At 61.0% G+C, this 17,157-nt stretch carries 19 protein-coding genes; 5 read left to right on the top strand and 14 right to left on the bottom strand.

Going from position 1 to position 17,157, the window contains the following annotated elements; genetic code table 11:
• Window positions 1–9 precede the first annotated feature (9 nt).
• Entirely contained in the window at window positions 10–3,000 is a 2,991-nt protein-coding gene (locus PE067_RS20635; protein WP_276191651.1) for a DUF3427 domain-containing protein, read from the bottom strand.
• 251 nt (window positions 3,001–3,251) lie between these two features.
• Between PE067_RS20635 and PE067_RS20630 the strand changes: the two genes are divergently transcribed.
• The 4 genes from PE067_RS20630 to PE067_RS20615 all read left to right on the top strand — a co-directional run bounded on the left by PE067_RS20630 (window position 3,252) and on the right by PE067_RS20615 (window position 6,771).
• A complete protein-coding gene (locus PE067_RS20630; RefSeq protein WP_276191650.1) occupies window positions 3,252–4,109 on the top strand; it encodes a hypothetical protein in 858 nt (285 codons plus the stop codon).
• Window positions 4,109–4,450, top strand: coding sequence for a hypothetical protein (locus PE067_RS20625; protein ID WP_276191649.1), 342 nt, complete (start codon window positions 4,109–4,111; stop codon window positions 4,448–4,450). Before PE067_RS20630 ends, PE067_RS20625 begins: the two co-directional genes overlap by 1 nt.
• A gap of 223 nt (window positions 4,451–4,673) precedes the next feature.
• Window positions 4,674–5,693: a reverse transcriptase family protein gene (locus PE067_RS20620; RefSeq protein WP_276191648.1), complete on the top strand. Its 1,020-nt coding sequence runs from the start codon at window positions 4,674–4,676 to the stop codon at window positions 5,691–5,693.
• Window positions 5,694–5,838: 145 nt separating this feature from the next.
• On the top strand, window positions 5,839–6,771 hold the full coding sequence (locus tag PE067_RS20615) for an IS5-like element ISPpa3 family transposase (RefSeq protein ID WP_026155396.1): 933 nt from the start codon (window positions 5,839–5,841) through the stop codon (window positions 6,769–6,771).
• Here the strand turns inward: PE067_RS20615 and PE067_RS20610 are convergent.
• From PE067_RS20610 to PE067_RS20570, 9 genes are all read right to left on the bottom strand, one after another.
• On the bottom strand, window positions 6,755–7,387 hold the full coding sequence (locus tag PE067_RS20610; protein WP_276191646.1) for a hypothetical protein: 633 nt from the start codon (window positions 7,385–7,387) through the stop codon (window positions 6,755–6,757). The genes PE067_RS20615 and PE067_RS20610 overlap by 17 nt on opposite strands.
• 1 nt (window position 7,388) lies before the next feature.
• Window positions 7,389–7,943 carry an HK97 family phage prohead protease gene (locus tag PE067_RS20605; RefSeq protein ID WP_276191645.1) on the bottom strand — a complete coding sequence of 185 codons (555 nt, stop codon included), beginning with the start codon at window positions 7,941–7,943 and terminating at the stop codon, window positions 7,389–7,391.
• Window positions 7,943–9,175 (bottom strand): phage major capsid protein, encoded by a 1,233-nt coding sequence (locus PE067_RS20600; RefSeq protein WP_276191643.1) that lies wholly within the window; start codon window positions 9,173–9,175, stop codon window positions 7,943–7,945. The genes PE067_RS20605 and PE067_RS20600 overlap by 1 nt, the downstream gene beginning before the upstream one ends.
• Before the next feature lie 8 nt (window positions 9,176–9,183).
• Complete coding sequence (locus tag PE067_RS20595; protein ID WP_346429746.1) at window positions 9,184–9,525, bottom strand: HNH endonuclease signature motif containing protein; 342 nt, start codon at window positions 9,523–9,525, stop codon at window positions 9,184–9,186.
• Window positions 9,516–11,027 carry a terminase large subunit gene (locus PE067_RS20590; protein ID WP_276191642.1) on the bottom strand — a complete coding sequence of 504 codons (1,512 nt, stop codon included), beginning with the start codon at window positions 11,025–11,027 and terminating at the stop codon, window positions 9,516–9,518. Before PE067_RS20590 ends, PE067_RS20595 begins: the two co-directional genes overlap by 10 nt.
• Window positions 11,028–11,146: 119 nt before the next feature.
• Window positions 11,147–11,359 carry a hypothetical protein gene (locus tag PE067_RS20585; protein WP_276191641.1) on the bottom strand — a complete coding sequence of 71 codons (213 nt, stop codon included), beginning with the start codon at window positions 11,357–11,359 and terminating at the stop codon, window positions 11,147–11,149.
• 352 nt (window positions 11,360–11,711) lie between these two features.
• Window positions 11,712–11,981, bottom strand: coding sequence for a hypothetical protein (locus PE067_RS20580; RefSeq protein ID WP_276191640.1), 270 nt, complete (start codon window positions 11,979–11,981; stop codon window positions 11,712–11,714).
• Complete coding sequence (locus PE067_RS20575) at window positions 11,978–12,511, bottom strand: hypothetical protein (protein WP_276191638.1); 534 nt, start codon at window positions 12,509–12,511, stop codon at window positions 11,978–11,980. The genes PE067_RS20580 and PE067_RS20575 overlap by 4 nt, the downstream gene beginning before the upstream one ends.
• Window positions 12,508–12,669: a hypothetical protein gene (locus PE067_RS20570; protein ID WP_276191636.1), complete on the bottom strand. Its 162-nt coding sequence runs from the start codon at window positions 12,667–12,669 to the stop codon at window positions 12,508–12,510. The genes PE067_RS20575 and PE067_RS20570 overlap by 4 nt, the downstream gene beginning before the upstream one ends.
• A gap of 24 nt (window positions 12,670–12,693) precedes the next feature.
• Here PE067_RS20570 and PE067_RS20565 point away from each other — a divergent pair, with 24 nt between their 5' ends.
• Window positions 12,694–12,858: a hypothetical protein gene (locus PE067_RS20565; RefSeq protein WP_276191635.1), complete on the top strand. Its 165-nt coding sequence runs from the start codon at window positions 12,694–12,696 to the stop codon at window positions 12,856–12,858.
• Window positions 12,859–12,978: 120 nt separating this feature from the next.
• Here the strand turns inward: PE067_RS20565 and PE067_RS20560 are convergent, their stop codons facing one another.
• From PE067_RS20560 to PE067_RS20545, 4 genes are all read right to left on the bottom strand, one after another.
• Window positions 12,979–13,878, bottom strand: coding sequence for a hypothetical protein (locus tag PE067_RS20560; RefSeq protein WP_276191634.1), 900 nt, complete (start codon window positions 13,876–13,878; stop codon window positions 12,979–12,981).
• 7 nt (window positions 13,879–13,885) lie between these two features.
• On the bottom strand, window positions 13,886–15,952 hold the full coding sequence (locus tag PE067_RS20555) for a TonB-dependent receptor (protein ID WP_276191632.1): 2,067 nt from the start codon (window positions 15,950–15,952) through the stop codon (window positions 13,886–13,888).
• Between the two features lie 114 nt (window positions 15,953–16,066).
• Window positions 16,067–16,192: a hypothetical protein gene (locus PE067_RS20550; RefSeq protein ID WP_276191630.1), complete on the bottom strand. Its 126-nt coding sequence runs from the start codon at window positions 16,190–16,192 to the stop codon at window positions 16,067–16,069.
• A 232-nt stretch (window positions 16,193–16,424) separates the two neighbouring features.
• A complete protein-coding gene (locus tag PE067_RS20545; RefSeq protein ID WP_276191629.1) occupies window positions 16,425–17,150 on the bottom strand; it encodes an SDR family oxidoreductase in 726 nt (241 codons plus the stop codon).
• Between the last annotated feature and the right edge of the window lie 7 nt (window positions 17,151–17,157).

Genomic DNA, 17,157 nt, shown 5'->3' with positions numbered 1-17,157 from the left:
TGGCTCAGTTCATGGCACGCGCAGCATTTTGCGGAAATGCTCTGGCACGGGCTCCGGCAGATCCCAGTTAATGGTGATAGGTGTCTCGCCGTGCCATCCGGCAAAACGCGGCACACCGATGTAAAGGAAGGGCGCCGCAGTCTTGCCGCGCAACTTCTCGCTTCTCACGAACAGATGGACGCGATGGCCTGGCAGCTGACCGGATAAGATCTGGCCGTGGCGGCTGGCTTGGTTGGTTCGGGTCTGGCTCTGCCACTGCAGGCGACCGGGGGCAAGAAAACGGTCCTCGTAATGGTTTCCGGCAGACAGGCTACCCTTCTTGAGCGTGGTCAGCAGCACCATGTTATTGTCCAGCATGACGATGCCCGCATTCCAGTTTCCGGGATTGAAGGTCTGTCCGAACAGCGGCGGGATCTCTTCCCGCATGTATTCCCGCCAGAGCTGTGGTCCGGTCCGGAACGCTTCGCTTCTATCATCGATTTCATTCCGGAGCGGCGCCTTGCCCGCCATCTCCGAAAGACGCCAATCGGCAAGCTCGGTCATAAGCCCGGACATCTCTGCTGATAGACGGCGGCGCAACACCAGCCTGTCCCCCTCCACCCGAAACTCTGGGCTCATCGCCCAATGCGACCAACCTGTCCCAAGTTGGTCCGGATCTATGGGCACATTTCGGCGCAACGCGATAACAGCGGCTTTCTCAACCAGCCGCACCCGCATCTCGCCGTTCTGGAATTCGGGGATCAAGGCCAGCAGCGTCAGAATGGGGGCGGCGTCGGCGAAGCTGCCTTTCTCAATGCTTTGCAGCAGTGCCTTGTGGACCGAGGCCGCGTCCGGCACCGGATCACCCATGTCCCGCACGAAATCGAACCAGCTGCCATGTCCGGTGCGCGCAGGAGCAAATCCGGCATGGGCAAATTCCGTCGCGGTCGGACGTGTCCCCAGCCGATTGCGGAAGTCCAGATACCAGGCCTCGGCCTCATCGGCACCGCCGCGCTGTTTCAGCATCCCGCGCAGGATGTCGAGCGCCTCGAGTTCATAGGTGACCTCACATCCGGGCGGCAGTTCCAGCGTTCCGGCCGCCGCTGCCGCTAGCCTTTGCGACTGCGAGCGATCCCCCTCTCCTGCTGCAAGAAGGGCGCGCGCCTTGGTCAGGAATGTCCGGTGGTTGCCGATGTAGTCGACCACCCGCAGCACTTTGTCACCAAGACGGCGTAGGCCCCGGCCCAGTTGCTGTAGGAAGAGGATGGTGCTTTCTGTCGGCCGCAGCATGAGCACAGTGCCGATGCCCGGCACGTCGACACCTTCATTGAACATGTCGACCGCAAAGAGAATGTCGAGGTCACCCCTGCCTAGGGCTTCCAGGGAGCTGGCGCGGGGTGCCGAATTGGCGCCGGAGTGAACTGCGACGGCGCGCAGCCCTGCCTTGATGAAGTATTGCGCCATGAAGTCGGCATGGCGTTGGGAGACACAGAAGCCAATGGCCGGGCCATGACCATGCCGGCGCAGTTGGGCCAGAGCATTCTCGGCCCGCGCGGTGGTCGCGACCGCCTCGGTCAGCGCGCCCTCGTCGAACCGAGAAGATCGCCAGGGGATCTGGGCATAATCCACATCATCCGGCACTCCGAAGTAGTGGAACGGCGCCAGAAGGCCCCGGGTGATCCCTTCATGAAGGTCGCAGCGAAACACCAGGTTTTCACCGCAGAGCGACAGAAGATCGCCACCGTCGGTCCGTTCCGGCGTAGCGGTCAGCCCCAAAAGGAAGCGCGGCGTGAAATGATCCAGAAGCCCGCGATAGCTGGCGGCAGAAGCATGATGGAACTCATCCACCACGATGTAGTCGAAATCGTCAGGAGCGAAACGGCGTAGATGCTCGGCCCGGCCCAGCGTCTGGATCGAGGCAAAGATGATCTCGCCCTCTTCCTTCGCGATACCGGAGTAGCGACCAAACCGCGCTTCCGGCCTGATCTGGCGATAGGTTGACATGGCTTGCGCCAGGATCTCCTCGCGATGCGCCACGAAAAGCACCCTGTCAAATCCCCGGCTGTCGAAGGCCGAGAGCCAGGTTTTCCCGAGGCCGGTTGCCAGAACGACCAGCCCGGCTCTCAAGCCATTCCTTCGCGTGGCCTCCAATGCCTGCAGCGCCTCGACCTGAATGCCATGCGGTTCAGGAGCCAGCTTCGGCGGTTCGGCCTCTAGCGTCTTGGCAGCAAAGTGGGGTAGCGGTCGCGCTCGTCGACGCGCGGCATAGCCATCGATCCAGCTGTCCGTCAGCGGCACCACCCTCGAGTCTGCCAGAAGCGATGAGAATGCCGCTTCCACCGCCTGGACATCGCCTGCAGATGCAGAATGCAGGTTCCACTCCACCCCATCGGTAAGGGCCGAACGGCTGAGGTTGGAGCTTCCGACGATCGTGGCACCGGCGTCCCCGCTCGCACGAAACAACCAGGCCTTCGGATGAAAGCTGGTGCCTTGGGTTTCGAAAACCCGGGCATCCAGACAGCCCGTCAGCCCCTCCTTGTCCAGATCCCGCAGCTTGCGCAGGGCTGAAGGCTCGGTCACATCCAGGTAATCACCAACGATCAAGCGCAGCTGGCCGCCCCGGCCCAGCAGATCCTCCAGCCAGGGGAAGATCAGGCTCACCCCGCTGTCTAGTGCAAAAGCCACCGCAAGATCGACAGAGTCGGCGGTGTCGATATGCCGGATCAGATGGGACATGAGAGGGTCGTCGCCTCCGGCGATCAGCAGACCTGGTCTGTCGACGCCAGATTCTGAGAGTTGCAGGACGAAGTGTCCGTGGACACTTCCCGGCCTGATCCCCGCCACGTCCTCCACCAAAGCCGCCGAAATCAAAGTCAGCATCGACAGTTGTTCGGTCGCGTTCAGCTCTGCCCAGTTCGAAACATGGCGCCCTGGTGCGATGATCTCGCCTGTCGGCCCGAGGCAACGAAAAGCAAACTGGCCCGCGATTTGGGCGCAGATCGGACAGTCGGCGGGTGGCATATGTGGGGAGCCCTCGTTTTCGGGCTACGCTACCAGGCAGGGTAGGAGTGTCCAGGGCCGTTGCTCGATCGCTTCGTCGTCCGTCTCCTCGTTTGGGGCGGATTCTACCTCAAACTGGAGGAAAATGCGGGGCTCAGGTCAGCGCAGCTAAAGCTTGGCTTCAGAGGATCTCGATTGTAAAAGTCAATACAGGCGTTAGCATTGCGCGAACCTGCAACACGAAGGTCCGCAGAACAAAAGCGTTTAGTCCCATGGAAATTGACCGCCTTCCGAATCAGATATCGAGAAACGACTTCGGTGTCCTATTGAAACTTACATTGCGCCACCCTTGGCTGATAAGAAGATCTTCGGCGTTTTACGATCTGCTCGCAATATGCGAGAACGAACGGGAGGCCAGCTTGGTGTTAAACCTTGTTTCTAGGATCAATTTTTTCACACCGAATGATCAGCTGGATGCGAGGCGGAGGATTTGCGAGAAAATCACCAAAGAATGGTCCCTTACGCAAGTCGAAACGCAAATTATAGCCATCAATGATCGCGAGCTTGCCGACAGCTCATCAGCTTATGTTCAGCAGATGAAGGGCGTTTTCGCTGAAACCTGCGGCTGGAAGACAGCGAACTTTATAAACGGTCTCGAGGCGGCGGTGGAACGTGTCGCTGACGGAAAAGCGATTGTGGTGGTAGACGATTTTTGCGGAAGCGGTGAATCTGTCAGGGGAAAAGTTGATTGGATAAAGAAGAAACTTGATGAGCAGAAAAAAACCTGTAAAATCTATGTCGCTGTCGCGGCCGCCATGGAGCAAAGTAAAAATGTAATCGAACCACTTGTAGATAGCTATTTCGCTGTGACTTGGCTGAAGAAAGGAATCTCTGACCATTTTTCAGACCCCGAGCTTACCGCTGCTCTCACAGATATGAGGCGACTGGAGTCAATACTGCACGAAAGGCATGGAAGGAAGAAATTACAAGACTACTTATTTGGATGGAGAGCAAGTGAGGCGCTATATTACTCAGAAGGAGATAATCCTCCAAACAATAATTTCCCGCTCTTTTGGTGGCCGCGTCTAAAGAAGGGGCCAGAGAGAGATGTGTTGATCCCGAGGATATGATGGAAAGTTATGACCGTGAAGTCATTTCACTGCTATATACTGCCGATAACTGGGTTGACCTTTATCAGCTCCACGAAACGAAGCTACTTTCCCCAGGACAACTTGCGTCCACTCTTTTGATGTTAATGACACATGAACTTTGCGAAATTGAGGGCATGTCCGCGAGATTGACCGCAAAAGGCCGAGATTGGGTCTTCTTAAAGAGAAAAGAGATATTCTTTGTTGTGGCACGAGACTGGGCGCTGAAGACTTCTCAAAACCCTCAATCGATAGATAGAGATGAGCCTTACCTTCCCGACTTGTCGCGCTTAGACGTAAATTTCTTTCTAAGACGCCCTTGAACAGCCTAAGTTTTTCTGCTTTCTTATCAAAGAAAGACGCGGGATGGATAGCACTTAGAGGCGTAGTCGCCTCTGTGGTTGAGGCCGTCGTTAACGACAGGCTCCCTAAAGGGAGCCTATTGTTCCTGCGGAACTAATAGGAAGACCACAAGGGTCTTCCTGTGATTATCATAAATGATAAAATACTTAGGTATCTCCCGCGTCTTTCACACGGACAGCAAATATGAACGTCGACGGATGGCGCGACTTTTACTCTGAACACGTTACCGGCCATAAACAGTTGGTGGACGCATACCTGCGCTTTGTTGAGACGCTTCAGGCCTCGGGGTTACCGCCAGTATTCGAATTCCGACATCTGGCACGGCTTTTAGACGTTGAGGAAAGCCTCCTCGCCGCAGTTGTTAGAAATAGCGGTGAGTTCTACAGAAAATTCTCAATTCCAAAGCGCAGTGGGGGGATTAGAACCATTTCGGTTCCGCAACCCAGCCTTTTGCACTGCCAACGATGGGTTAATCGCGAGATACTCCAGAACTTGGAAGTATCTGATCGCGCCTTTGGCTTTGTTAGTGGGCGCTCTGTGGTGAATAATGCCGCAGAGCACCTAGGTCGAAGCTTCTTGCTCAATATTGATATATTGGACTTCTTCCCTTCGATAAATAGCAATCTTGTCCTAAACGCTTTTCTCGGGCTAGGTTATCCACCTTCCGTATCGCTCGTTTTGACTGAAATTTGTTGCGTCGATGGAAGCCTCCCACAAGGCGCACCCACCAGTCCAGCGCTTAGCAACTACCTATGTAAAAATTTGGATCATGAACTTGAAGAGTTATCTAATATGCTAGACTTAAAATATAGTAGATATGCGGACGACATGACATTCTCAGGTGAAGTAATTGAAAGCGATGCTATCAATAAGATTTCTTTTATTGTAGAGTCATTTGGGTTTAAGTTAAATAAGGCCAAGACCAGGGTGAGCGGCCCGCGTTCTAAAAAGATCGTAACGGGGGTTTCAATCGGAACGGGCAAAATGAAATTACCCAGGAGAACTGTTAGAAAGATCAAGTCAGACGCATATTTCCTAAAGAAGTTTGGACCCGTGGAGTTCTCGAAACGGCAAACTGTTCCCGACCCACTTGCTGCAGAACGGCTTCTTGGCAGGGTATCATTCTGGTTGCAGGTCGATCCAGAAAATAACACAGCCCAAAGTATCAAAGCTGACATATCACATACGCTTACTACGCAGTAAGTTTTATGTTCACTGATGCTGAGTTCGGGCGATCCCTAAGGAGGCCAAGTTCAAGTAGCTTCTATCACGGACCTCCAAGGCGTTGTTGCAGAACTCCGTTTTCTGAGGGATTCACACTGCGAATCCAGTGGGCTAAGGGGCGAGTATGAGCAAGCCTGAGCCCACCCGCTACCGCACGATGAACTGGAAGTCCTACAACGATGCCTTGAAGCGGCGCGGGTCCCTTCTGATCTGGCTGGACAAGGACATGGTTTGGCGCGCACCCAAATCCGGATGCAATGGTCGGCCGCCGGTCTTCTCTGATGCCGCGATCCAGTTCTGCTTGATGGTGAAGGTTCTGTTCGGCCTGCCTCTGCGGCAAACGACAGGGATGGTGGCGAGCATCCTTTCGATGGCCGGGCTCGACTGGCGGGTGCCCGATTTCTCGACCCTGAGCCGCAGGCAGAAGCGCATCACGGTTCAGATCACGAGCCGCCGTGCGCCGGGGCCGCTGAACCTGCTGGTGGACAGCACCGGGATCAAGTTTCTTGGTGATGGGGAATGGCTTGCCCGCAAGCATGGCCCGCATCGCCGACGCCAATATCGTAAGGTTCATCTGGCGATGGACACGGCTACAGGTGACATCCGCGCCGTCGAATTCACCTCAAGCCGTGAAGGCGACAGCCCTGTTCTGCCCGACCTGCTCAACCAGATCCCAGAGGATGAACAGATCGGCACCGTCACCGGCGACGGTGCCTTTGACACCCGACGCTGCCACACCGCGATCCTGGATCGAGGCGGCACCGCTATCATCCCGATCCGGAGGAATGGCCGTCTCTGGAAGGAGGATTGCCCCGCAGCCAGGGCGCGCAACGAGATCCTCCGGGCAACCCAGCGCTTGGGCAGGGCCATATGGAAGCGCTGGTCAGGTTATCACGTCCGAAGCAGGATCGAGGCAAGGATGCGCTGCCTCAAGGCCTTCGGTGAACGCATCTCATCACGAGACCCGGACCGCCAGACCGCCGAAATCCATATCCGCATCGCCCTCATGAACCGCTTCAATGCCCTCGGATCCGCCGAGATCAAACGCGTGGCATGAACTCAACGCGGAAAGGGAAAACTGCGCTCACACACTGACTTCTGCAACAACGCCCCTCGGGCACCGGGATGATCTGCGAACCAATGGGCGCATCACGGAACACGTCGCGCAGGGCGGTGGTGATTTCGTCCAGCAGGGACGCCGACAGCTTGGCGCGGGCCAGCGGTGCCGATCCGGCCCAAGGGGTCACGGCGTCACAGCCGATGCGGAAGTGCAGCACCTCGGGGGCCAGAACGGTTTCAGACCGCCCGCCGCCGATCTCGGGCAGGCCGACGCGATAGGCGCGCGGCTGGCCATAGCGGGTGCTGATGTCCCAATCGGTGCAGGGAATAAGCCGGTCGCGGATCAGGAACAGGCATTCACCACGAAGCGCCAGAGCGCGGGCGCAGATCGCCATGCTGCGCCGGTCCAGCAGATCGGTGCCGGTCACGTCAGCCAGCGACAGCCCGCTTTCCCACAGCATGACCGACGCTTGCACAGCCCCGGTCAATTCGGCCAGCCCGGCCCCGCCGCTGATCCACGCCTCGCGCGCGGCCATCAGCGCGGCGGTGTATCCGGGCTGCGCCGCGCGGGTTTCGATCTGGGGTGCGCGGCCCCGTTTCAGCCATCCGAACATATCACAGCCTCCATCGGTTCAGGTGGTGGACCGCACCGCGATAGGGCTGGCGGTCCTGATGGGTTTCCCATGCCCGCGCCTCGATCTGGGCTTGCGGATAGGCGGGGCGGGTGACGGCAGAGAGTTCGAATAGGTCTGCCGCCGCGATGGTGCGCAGGACGCCCGCGCCCCGCCGCTCGATCCGTTCGCCGCCGGGCTGGACGCGGAAGCCGGGCGACAGGCCCTGGATCAGCCCCGCCGCATGGGCGGCAAGAAAGTCGCGCGACCAGCTGGTGGCACCGTCAAGCTGCGCCTCGATCACCAGCGCGTCGTCACCATCGGTCAGGGTCAGGTTGCCCGCCGATCTGGACGCCAGCGGGCGATTGAAGTCGTGACCGGCCAGCAGGTGGATATCCTCGCCCGCCTCGATCCGGTCAGCGAAGGCCCGAGGGGCGATAACCTCGCGCCGCCCCGGTGCCAGTTCGGTTTCCCGGCCATAGGGGAAACGGGCTGTCAGGCGGGTTGCCCCGCCATCAGACCGCAGTTCAAGACTGCCCGCGTGACCGCCCCACAGCATTATTCGGCGATCCCGGTCAGGATGCGGGTCTGCATCCCGCGCGGCACGGTGAAATCTGCCGTGACAAGGCCGGTCAGCACCAGCTGGCCGCTGGCTGCTTTGGTGTAGGGATCGCGGATCAGGTCCACGCCGCCATAGATGCCCAGATAGCCCGGCGCGATGCCCTGCACCGTCGCAGTCAGGATCGCGGTTTCGGCGGGGATCACATTCGAGATTGCCGGGGTGCCGACATGCTTGGTCAGCCGGTCCCATTCGGAAACCGCGGTGCCGGTGATCAGCGCATCGTCCAGATCGGCCCAGATCGCGGGATCAAAGCCCAGATTGACCTGCGCCGCACTGGTGATCGCATTGGCCTGCATGAAGGCGACGATCTGCGCCCGGAACGCCGCCCAAGTCGCCGCTGCGCCGACCGGGGTAGAGGTGATGCCATAGGCGGTTGCACCGGGGATGATGCCCAGAGGCTGGCCCGCCGCGCCGCTGCCGTTGATCACCACGCGGTCCAGTTCCGCGCCGATGGCCGCATTCAGGTCGCGACGGATAGCCGATTCCAGCCCTTCGCCCGCCTGTTTCAGGGCCTTGCGGCTGATCACCATCTGCGCCCCGCCCGTGTGATCGGGGCTCAGGCTGCGTTCGCTGGTTTCATATTCCGATGCCGCGCCAACGTCGCCCAGTTCGGTGGTCTGCCAGCCAAAGACCGCGCCCGCAGTCGCCACGGGGAAAGACAGTTCTCCCTGGGCGATGTTGATGCGCTGGACGCCAAGGCGTTCGGCCACCGAACCGGGAAACAGCCGGTCGATCACCGGACGGATCGCCTTGGGGTTCACCTGATCGGCGGCGATGGTTTCGCCGGCGCGGGTTTCCAGCGCAGCCAGCGGGATCGGGATGCCTTGATAGCCGCCCGCGTTGCGCATTTCCTGCACCACCTCGGCAGTTGCGCCCGACAGCGCGCGGCCTTCGTCCAGCGACAGCGCGACCTGACGCAGCTCGAACTTGCCGACCAGTTCGGCGAACTGGCGGTCATCGCGGGTTTCCAGATCGGCCCCGGCCTCGCGGCGTTCCTGATCCTCGGCCACCAACGCGGCCCGGTAACGGGTTTCGTTGGTGCGGTATTCCGCATCCATGGTTTCCATGGAGCGGGTTTCATCCTCGGTCGGGCTTTCCTTGCCGACCAGACCAGCCAGAGCCTGCCGGATTTCCGACTGGCGACGGGCGATTTTCACAGAGTCCAGCATTTGATACCTCATGTTGCCGGGTTGGGATTTGTCGCCAGATCGGCGACAGCTTGCGCCCAGGCTTGACGCTCGGGCGATTGGATCGGTGCGGGATGGCCGCATTCGATCCGGGTCTTACGGGTGTGACAGGACCCGCAAAGGGCTTGCAGATTGGCCGGGTCAAAGGCGCGATCCGGGGCTTTCCGCACCGGCTGGATATGGTCGATTTCCAGCCTGCCGCGCGCACCGCAGCACCGGCATTTCCAGCCGTCGCGCTCAAGGATCGCATGGCGCAGAACCTGCCAGCGGCGGGTCGAGGTCACGCGCTTGGAATGGCGGGTGTATTCGGTGCGGGGCGCGGTCATAGCCATGTCGCCCGCGCCTTGCGCACCGGGGCAGCCCGCATCCGCGCGCCTTGCGCCACGGCCAGAACCGTTGCCGCCGCCGCGTCGATCCGGCCAAGGGACCGGGCTTTCGCCAGCTTGTGGTTGCCAGCCGGATCGACCAGCGTGACCGCATCCGCAAAGGCAAAGCGCAGCAGCATGGACGGGGCCACTTTCACCTCGCCGTCAAACAGGGCGCGGCGGAAACGCTCGATATCCTCGGCCCCGTCTTTCCAGCCGAATCCGCGCCAGATGAAGGGGACGCGGGCCAGCCCTGCCGCGTTCATGGCCTCGCTGAATTCGGCATGGCGGAAGCGGTCGCCGACGATGCAATCCGGGGTGATGCCGTCGAGGTGACGCACGATCTGGGCCAGCCACGGGCCGGGCGGCACGGTGGCATCGCCCAGAACGGACAATTCGCCGCGCTCGTGCATCTGCATATAGCGGTCCGACACGCCATCGGACGCGCCGCGATCCGACAGCGACGGGATCGCCGGGAAGGTGCCAAGCGCCTCAAGCCGCCCGGTTTCGGGCCAATAGAACGCTGCCGCCGACATCGACCGGCTGCCGCCCAGATCAACGCCCAGAATGCAGGGGCCGGAACGGGCAGGCAGATCATCGGGCGCGACCTCTGCCGCCATCCATTCATCGACCGTGACCAGCACCGAACGATCTTCGGTCGAGATCCGTTCATTGCGGTTGAGGTTGCGGAAGCTGGACAGGGCCGAACCGCCGCGCGCGATGGCACGGCGCGCCTGCGCGACCAGCCAGTCGGCGGTCGAACCGATGCCCTCGGCCGCGCCGGGGTTAGCGATCAGCAGACTGTCCAGATCATCGGCAGGCAGGCCAAAGGCCGGGCGATGTTCCTGCACATAGGTGCCGGGGGGCGGTTCATCCAGCCAGCGCGAAAAGGTGTTGGCGTCATCGGGCGCAGAGGTCGAAATGATCAGCGCCCGGCCATCGCGCTTGCCCAGACCCGACAGGATGGCGTTTTCGAGGTTATCGCCCTTTTCGCGTTCCCATGCTGCGCGTTCATCCATGATCGCCAGCGTTGGCGCGCCGCCCAGAACCGATTTTCCGTCAGCAGCAATGACCCGGATCAGCCCGCCGCCATTGCCCTCGAATTCGATTTCCAGCTTGGAGCCGCGCCGGATGATGAAATGCGCCTGGTCCGCTTCCGGCAGGCCGGTGATGTAGCCAAGAACGAAGTTGAAGGCGATCCGCGCCTGATCGCGGTTACGCGCGGCCAAGATCACCTCGCGCTTGGGCTGGGGGTTCTCTTGCAGCGCGCCGACCAGTTCAGCCAGCGCCAGCCCTGCCGAAAGCGCCGTCTTGGCATTGCCGCGCCCGATCGACAGCACGCCGACCATGACATTGCGGGCAAAAGTGCCTTTTACGAATTTACGCTGGAAATCGGCCAGTTTCAGGGGTTTTCCGGCCTTTTTTCCCTCGGGAATGCGCAAAAGTCCCAAAAAGGCGATTGCCCGCACCCCGGCAGATTTTCCCCCGATTTTTTCAAGGAGAGAGAAAGGAACAGTCTGGCGCCGGTCCTGCGGCAAATCGGAAACCGGGGCATTGGGACCATTTCCAAAGAGGTCGCGACCGTCGATCATGCCGACACCTCGGGGCGGCGGGTGATCCAGCCACGGCACTCCATGACCTGATAGCAGAAGCGTTTCGCCTCGGCTTTCGGGGTCGGAATGCCGTGATGCTGCGCAAGACGGTCGGCCAGCGCCGACCAGTTCGCGACGTGATCGACGGCCACGCCTTTGCGCCGCGCGATCTTGGTCAGCCGCTTTCGGTGGTTCATCGTTCGCGCCATGTCTCTTTCCTCTCTCTCTGACTTCGCCGCCCCTTGCTGGTTGGTGAGGGCTTGAGCGAAGGGCATAGGACGACCAGCCCCGGCGCATGGCCCGAGCTAGTCCCTATGCCCTCTGCGATCTTGCTGGCCGGAGCCGGGCCGTCGCTTTGGGCCGATCCGTATGCGTGACCTGCACCGGATCGTTGGTCGCAGCTTGCAGGACTGGTCACTGTCCTGGGGAACGGGCCTCGACCTTTCGGACTACCCTTGCCTGTGTTCCCGCCCCGTGGTGGGCGTTGCCGGTCCAGAGCCACCGTATGCTAACCGTCCTCTGGCCTGCCCCCGTGTGCAGTCATGCACGGGGTCACGTCTGTCAGTCGTCGAAGTCGATCACCGCCACATCGTCGGGCACATCATCGGCTGCGTAGATGCCAGCGGCGGGGCGCGGGCGCGCATTGCGCACCAGCTTTTCCATGACCGCGAATTGCTTGTGAGACGGGCGCCAACCGGGCTTGTGGCGGTCGCGCTGGATGGACAGGGCAAAGCCCCGCTCCCAGCCCTGTACATTGGCGATGACGCGTCCCCAGCTGAACAGCAGGGTGTCCACGGCAGGATCGCCCGTGTAAGCCTCTGCCGCCCTCATATCCGCACCCCGCGATAGCGCCCTACGATCCGGGCGAAATGGGGCGACAGGGCAACCGTGCCGCGATTCACCGCACCGCGCGCGTCGTAATAGGCCGCGACCTGATCCAGCAGGGCGTGGCGCAGATCTTCGGGCACATCGGCGCCGTCATGACCAAAGCCCGCAAAATATTCGATCACGATGGGACCGGGCGGACAGGGCCAGTCCAGATGCAGAACCGGGCGCTGACCTTCCGTCACCGTGAAATGGTCGTAATCCTCGCCCGCGACCATGACAAAAACTTCAGTCCAGTCGCGCAGCGGGCCGATGGGCAGAGCGACCTTGCCGTCACGCGGGCGGTCATCCAGCGTCACGCGCACCGCCTGGCTCAAGAAAGCCATGGATGCGTAATCCTCGGCCTCGATGATGGCGGAAACCATCATGCGATGAAAATCGAAATCCTCATAATCGCCATCAACACGGGCGTGGCGCTTGGCGTCCTCAAGGTCGAGAATGCCGGTGACACGGCGTTCAAGGCGCGTAGTGATCATGCCGCCGCCCTCGCGCCGATATGGAGCAGGAACGCGGCCTGATCAGCCGGGGCCAGCGCCTCGAAACAGGCCAGCGCATAACCCTTGCGCTGCGCCGTGCTGGCGATACGCGCCCATTCGCGCGCCTCGGCCATCAGGTTCGCATAGGGCGAAGGCATCGGCCAATCCGGCGACAAGACCGAATGCACAATCTCAAGGAACGCCACCGCATCCGCGCCGCAGTTCAGAACCGCATTGATCAGGTGCTGCGCCGCGACCTGACGAACCGAGTTGACCTCGATCAGGTCGAGGAAATCAGAGGTATCACGTTCATGGGGCGTTCCCGTTTTGTCGTGATACTTTTTTAAGGCTATCGTATTGTTTTCAGAAGAAACCGAATTGGATTGAAAATCCGCGTGTCGGCGGTTCAAATCCGTCTCCGGGCACCATTTTTCAAAGACCCAGGCATAATCCCTTCTTTCTGGGTATCAGTTTCTTGTTCTGGTTTCGCTCTGTTCACTGGCTGTAGCGTGAGACGAAAGTTTGCGGCAGGCATACAGTTCTGTGGCTGTCAGCTCCACTCGATTGATTGCAGCGATGTTGGCCGCCCGTAGGAATAACCTACAGTAACCGTCCGTGCCTGCAGGTAGCGCAGTCCCTTGGACTGTGGCACCGTCGTAGCTGGTGGCGGTCATCTTCAGGGCATGGTCGGTCGACATCGACCCCGCTGCCACGCCCGCCACCCGCCAACGGGCTCGGAGGATACTGTCGTGGTGCCGAGGCTGTTGCTGGCCGGCACCGAATAGCTTGTTGCGTCGGCTGCGCGGATGCCGTCGCTGAAAAATATCAGCCGGGACATCATATCGCGGCGGGACATCCGCGCCGATCCCACCCTGCGCGCGGCTGTCGTCGAACTCATGATTCCGGCGTGCCACCATGGATGACCCCGGCATGGTCGAGTTGATCATCGTCTGATAGGGCGCGGTGACCCCGACCGACAGCAGCGACTCGACCATGTTGCGGTGCCACGCGGCATAGTCGTTCGTCAGGCTGTGGCCGCTGTGGAGGTGCTTGCTGGCATCGGTGGACGCCGCGCGCAACTGGCCCGGCAGGCCCAGAACCTCAACCGGGTCCGACATGATCGTATTGAGCACATGCCATGTCCCCGCCGCCAGACCTGTGATGGTCTGCGGCAGGCCTGCCCGCTGGATAAAGTGGATGGTATCGCCGGTCAGGCGCGGCACGACTATCAGCGTCACCTTGCTGATCGGGTTGCCAATTCCGGCCAGCGGCCATGTGACAGGCGGTCGCGCCGATGCAACGCCCCGCAGGGTCGACGCAGCAAAAAGGCCGCCCCGACAAAAAGGGCGGCCCGAGTTGTTGCGCAAGGCGCGATCAGAAGCGCGTCGTCAGACCCAGTTTGAACAGGCGGCCGTTTTCGCGGTAATCGACTTCGCTTTCCGGCTGGCTGTTGAACAGGTTGTCAATGCCGACATTCAGCGTCGCGCTGTCGTTCAGATCATAGGCGGCCGCGATATCGACCAGGTAATAGGCCTTGCTGTTCTGGCCCGCCGGGACCGAGGCCTGTTCGCCATCGCCGACGACCAGCCCGTCCTCGACCACATAGCCCGCCTGTTTGCCGACATAGGTAACCTGACCCGACAGGTTCAGACGGTCATTGGCCTGCCATGCCAGACCCGTGGTGACGTTCCATTTCGGGGTCGTCGCCATCGGATAGGCCGTGTCGAAATCGCCATATTTGAATTCCGATTCGGCGATATAGGTGACCGAGTTGGTCCAGGTCAGATCGTCATTGATGAAATATTCCAGACCCGCTTCAATGCCGGCGGTTTTGCCGTAGTCAAAGTTGTCGCGCTGGAAAACGGGAACGCCGTCTTCGATGCGTCCAGTGCGACGTGCGGCCAGCATGTCTTTGACATCGTTGTAGAATGCCGTGACTTCCCAGCTTGCGCGGTCACCCTGGTAATTCAGTCCGATTTCATAGTTGTCAGAGGTTTCAGGTTTCAGATCGGGGTTGCCGATGATGGTGCAGGGGCCCTGATAGGGTTTGCAGCCATTGCCGCGCGAACCCATTTCATAGTTCGGGTTCAGGTTGCGCAGATCGGGCGCGACGAAGGCCTGCGAATAGCCCGCCTTCAGCATCAGCGCATCGCTGATCGCATAGTTGGCATAGATGCGCGGCGTCGTGTGGGTGCCGTATTTTTCGTGATGGTCCACACGCAGGCCGCCCGTCAGGCTCAGCGCGTCATTCACCTGCAACCGGCCTTCGGCATAGAGGGCGGCGGTGTCGACCTCACCCTCGATCAGTTCGGACGAGGTCTGAGAATCCTTCAGCTTTTCCCGCGCCAGCAACCCGCCAAGCGTGTAATCCAGCACCCGGCCACCAACCTGGGTCTGCGAGGTATAGCGGCTTTCCAGCGTCAGCGTGTCATAGGAAATCGGGTCGTTCCAGGTGGAATCGGTGCTGTTCCAGCTCTTGTTTTCGCTGTCTTCGTAACGCAGGTAGCTGGACAGGGTGCCGTTGCCCATGTCCCAGTCATGGGTGATCGACAGGCTGTTGCGCGACACGTCGTTGGTGTCGTGGCCGCCATCTTCGGCAAGGTATTCATCCTGTGCCGTCTGCGCCTCGAAACCCCATTCCTGGCCGTCCTGCGGGGTCCAGGTCAGGCGCGCGCCAAGCGTTTTCGCCCGCGTCCCGTTCGAGGAATACAGTGGCACCAGTTCGCCCCGGCTTTCGGCCCACTGATAGGGGCGGTCGGGCGCGTCCAGTTCCGACAGTTTCGCCCATGCCGACAGGTTCAGGTTCTGGCCAAGCGGGCCCGAGACAAAGGCCGAAATCGACCGGTTGTCGGCGGTAGAGTTTTCATCGGCAAAGCCGAAATCGGTGGTGATCGAACCCGACCAGGTATCGGTGGATTTCTTGGTGATGATATTGATCACGCCGCCCATGGCGTCGGACCCATACAGCGTCGACATCGGGCCGCGCACGACCTCGATGCGTTCGATCGCGTCGAGGGGAACGATGTCCAGATCGCCGCGATAATGGCGGGCAAAGGTGTTGCGGCTGCTGATGCGCTTGCCGTCGATCAGCGTCAGGGTTCGGCTGGCGGACAGGCCACGGAAGGACACGGACGAATTGCCGTCATTGCCGCGCGTCAGGTTCAGGCCCGGCACGGTGCGCAGCACGTCGCGCAGATCACGCGCGCCGTTTGCCTCGATCGTGCGCTGGTCGATAACGGTGATCGAGGCGGGCGCATCCTGAATCGAGGTCGCGATGGACGACGCAGAGGTGACGATCACCACCTCGTCCAACTGGATGACATCGGCCGTGTCATCCTGTGCGACGGCGGCGACCGGCAGGGTCAGGGCGGTCGAGCCCATCAGCACGGCCAGCAGCGGGCGTTTCGTCTGGAATGGGGATGATTGGGATCGGTTGCGCATATCGGGTTCCTTCGCGATGAACATTTTCCTGGGTGATCGGAAGACCCGATTGCCTGAGCGTTTCACTTGGGGATTATCCACCCTGCCCCGGATGGGCAAGATGCGGGCGGCCACCTAAACCCCGAAATCGTTGCCGCAGCGCCACAGGTGTTGCCTGATCCGGGCGTTGTGGTCGCGTTCCGGGCGCAGCAGCGACCAAAAGCCGCAGGTGAACGACCAGCCCCGGCGCGCGCCTGTCATACCACTGTCATGCTGCGGGCTGTCCTGGTGTCATCGCGCTTTGGAAATGGCGGCGTGCGGCGGATGAATGCTGCACCCCTTCAACCTGGCCACAGGCAGATCACCCGGTTTCGACCTGCCGTGAAACGCGACGCAACCGGGCCGCGCGCGCAGATTCCGCGGCGGCCCGTAACGGGTGATCTGTCTGCTTTCGGTTGTTTCGGGTCAGGGCAGGCCACCCCGCCCTGCCCTGTCACACGGCAAGGAATCCGCCATCCACCGGCAGGACCGCGCCCGAAATCATGGCGCTGTCGTCGGACAGCAAAAGCGCGATGCTTTGCGCGACCTCCTCGGCCTCGGCAAAGCGGTTCAGCGGGTGGCGGACCATCATCGGGGCGCTTTTGGCGGGGTCGGACCATGCTTCGGCCGCCAGTTCCGTCAGGGTGATCGTCGGCGCGACCGCGTTCACGCGGATGCCATGGGCGCCCAGTTCCCGGGCCATGACGCGGGTCGCGCCCTCCAGCCCGGCCTTGGACGCGGCATAGCACAGGTGGTCCTGAAAGCCGCGATGCCCGGCAATCGAGGTGATGTTGACGATCGCGCCACCGCCCCCCGCCGCGACCCGCGCGCGGGCGAATTCCTGACAGGTCAGCAGGGCGGCACGCAGGTTGATGCCCAGAACCGCGTCATAGCCCGCCTCGGTCATCTCCAGCACGCTTTCCAGCACATTGATGCCCGCGCTGTTGATCAGATAGTCGCAGGTGCCCGCCTGCGTCATCGCAGCGCGTGTGGCTGCCGCATCGGCCAGATCGACGCGGATGCTGCGCCCACCGATATCCGCGCGCAGGCTGTCCAGATCGGATTGGGTGCGCGACAGGGCCACGACCTCAGCGCCGCGTGCGGCCATCAATTGCGCGCAGGCGCGGCCGATGCCCTTGCCCGCGCCGGTGATGATGACGGATTTTCCTGAAAACTGCATAAAGACC

The organism is Paracoccus sp. DMF-8, from assembly GCF_029309835.1.
Classification (GTDB): Bacteria; Pseudomonadota; Alphaproteobacteria; order Rhodobacterales; family Rhodobacteraceae; genus Paracoccus.
Note: the sequence above shows the minus strand (reverse complement) of the source record. Positions and strands in the feature narration are given on the sequence as shown.

Bases quoted from the DNA above. Each gene is read 5' to 3' on its own strand.
- PE067_RS20625 (WP_276191649.1), top strand. From the start codon at position 4,109: ATGGAAAGTTATGACCGTGAAGTCATTTCACTGCTATATACTGCCGAT.
- PE067_RS20620 (WP_276191648.1), top strand. From the start codon at position 4,674: ATGAACGTCGACGGATGGCGCGACTTTTACTCTGAACACGTTACCGGC.
- PE067_RS20600 (WP_276191643.1), bottom strand. From the start codon at position 9,175: ATGCTGGACTCTGTGAAAATCGCCCGTCGCCAGTCGGAAATCCGGCAG.
- PE067_RS20615 (WP_026155396.1), top strand. From the start codon at position 5,839: ATGAGCAAGCCTGAGCCCACCCGCTACCGCACGATGAACTGGAAGTCC.
- PE067_RS20555 (WP_276191632.1), bottom strand. From the start codon at position 15,952: ATGCGCAACCGATCCCAATCATCCCCATTCCAGACGAAACGCCCGCTG.
- PE067_RS20575 (WP_276191638.1), bottom strand. From the start codon at position 12,511: ATGATCACTACGCGCCTTGAACGCCGTGTCACCGGCATTCTCGACCTT.
- PE067_RS20635 (WP_276191651.1), bottom strand. From the start codon at position 3,000: ATGCCACCCGCCGACTGTCCGATCTGCGCCCAAATCGCGGGCCAGTTT.
- PE067_RS20580 (WP_276191640.1), bottom strand. From the start codon at position 11,981: ATGAGGGCGGCAGAGGCTTACACGGGCGATCCTGCCGTGGACACCCTG.
- PE067_RS20595 (WP_346429746.1), bottom strand. From the start codon at position 9,525: ATGGCTATGACCGCGCCCCGCACCGAATACACCCGCCATTCCAAGCGC.
- PE067_RS20610 (WP_276191646.1), bottom strand. From the start codon at position 7,387: ATGTTCGGATGGCTGAAACGGGGCCGCGCACCCCAGATCGAAACCCGC.
- PE067_RS20605 (WP_276191645.1), bottom strand. From the start codon at position 7,943: ATGCTGTGGGGCGGTCACGCGGGCAGTCTTGAACTGCGGTCTGATGGC.
- PE067_RS20550 (WP_276191630.1), bottom strand. From the start codon at position 16,192: ATGACAGGCGCGCGCCGGGGCTGGTCGTTCACCTGCGGCTTTTGGTCG.
- PE067_RS20630 (WP_276191650.1), top strand. From the start codon at position 3,252: ATGGAAATTGACCGCCTTCCGAATCAGATATCGAGAAACGACTTCGGT.
- PE067_RS20570 (WP_276191636.1), bottom strand. From the start codon at position 12,669: ATGCCTTCGCCCTATGCGAACCTGATGGCCGAGGCGCGCGAATGGGCG.
- PE067_RS20585 (WP_276191641.1), bottom strand. From the start codon at position 11,359: ATGGCGCGAACGATGAACCACCGAAAGCGGCTGACCAAGATCGCGCGG.
- PE067_RS20545 (WP_276191629.1), bottom strand. From the start codon at position 17,150: ATGCAGTTTTCAGGAAAATCCGTCATCATCACCGGCGCGGGCAAGGGC.
- PE067_RS20565 (WP_276191635.1), top strand. From the start codon at position 12,694: ATGCACAATCTCAAGGAACGCCACCGCATCCGCGCCGCAGTTCAGAAC.